The organism is Halorubrum sp. Atlit-26R (assembly GCF_003666015.1).
GTDB lineage: Archaea > Halobacteriota > Halobacteria > Halobacteriales > Haloferacaceae > Halorubrum.
This window is the reverse complement of the sequence record NZ_QPLT01000068.1, coordinates 1-1,268: the sequence shown is the minus strand read 5'-3', so window position 1 is coordinate 1,268 and position 1,268 is coordinate 1. Positions and strand designations below refer to the sequence as shown.

Below are 1,268 nucleotides of genomic sequence, written 5' to 3'. Positions count from 1 at the left end.
AGTTGTGTATCGTGGATCCGATGAAACACTCTACGTCCCCGACGTACTCGGGACTGCGCCGCTGTTCACCGTGGGTGAGGAGCGGCTCGGAATGTACCTTCTATGCCGGTTTAGACCACCCCAAGCCGTGTTCGAGGAGCTGTCTCCACAACGAATCCTCGTCGGACACGGCCGAGGAATCTTTGAGAAAGCCTCGCCGGCTTTGAGGACGGCCCTTGATGGAGCGCGTCACCGCTTGCCTGCAGCGCTTCGATCCAACGGATGGGGGCAAATCCGGGGGCTGACAGCGGCACTTGGCGATCGAATCTAGATCTGGTTGCTGTTGAAATCTTATCCTTTAGGCATATTTCATCTGAAACACCTGGTCGATGAAGAGTGCGGACGATTCACCGAGACACCAGCCAATTCTCGCATCATTGCCGAAAACACTGTAAGATAGGCAGAGTTCATCGCCCTCTAAATCGAGAAATTCAACGGTTCAGACGATGAGTGGCTGATGTCTGGGACCGTGTGGATAGAACTATACCTATTTGTGAAAATATATAACTTATGAATCGGAATCTAATTGATTATCTCGGAGTGTCTCAGCGGGATATCGGTGCGGGCGTCGTGGCCGGTGGTGCGGCACTACTTGGTCTTTTTCTGTTTAATAACTTGGTCTTAGGCGAGGAATTCAGGTCTCAGGGATTATTCGCCGATAGCATGTTCGTCTACGTTTCTGCATTCCCTGTCCCGATTATTGCTGTCTGTGTATCGACCGTCGTTTGGCGTGTGATGCTTCCCGAGGAGCCGGCACCGGTCCGCGGTGCCTTGGCAGGCATCGTTTCGGCGTTTGGGACACTCATTGTATTAGGGGTTCTACAAGGCGTTGTGAACTCTTTAGAGGCGATTTTCGATGTCGCACTCAATGATGTAGTCTCTGACTTCATCATCGCTTTTGCTGTAATCGCTCTCTGGGGGAGATTGTTTAGTGCCATTCTCATCGCTCCGCTGGGTGTGATCGGTGGATACGGCTATGAGCGGTACCTAGCCCAACGCTAGCGATGTGTTCTGACTTGCTGCTTCCATGTCGTTTTCTCCAATCTACGTTACCAAACGACTGACCAGCACCCCATCGATCACGGACCCGACCTGCTGTACGTTACACGACAATTCTGAAGGTCCATTGAGTGGTAACAATTCTCGCCGCCCACTGTGTCCCCTGTATTGACCGCATATGAGTTGGGGTTCACTGGTAGAGTATATCAACAGAGCCGATACGTGTTCTA

Annotated in this window: 1 protein-coding gene and 1 pseudogene; both read left to right on the top strand. The window is 51.8% G+C overall.

Features of this window, described 5'->3' with window-relative positions; all coding sequences use genetic code 11:
* Positions 1-310 (top strand): annotated as a pseudogene (locus DVK07_RS23820) (hypothetical protein); the annotation flags it as partial.
* A 239-nt stretch (positions 311-549) separates the two neighbouring features.
* Entirely contained in the window at positions 550-1,041 is a 492-nt protein-coding gene (locus tag DVK07_RS19280) for a hypothetical protein (RefSeq protein WP_121598493.1), read from the top strand.
* Positions 1,042-1,268 lie beyond the last annotated feature (227 nt).

Bases quoted from the DNA above. Each gene is read 5' to 3' on its own strand.
- DVK07_RS19280 (WP_121598493.1), top strand. From the start codon at position 550: ATGAATCGGAATCTAATTGATTATCTCGGAGTGTCTCAGCGGGATATC.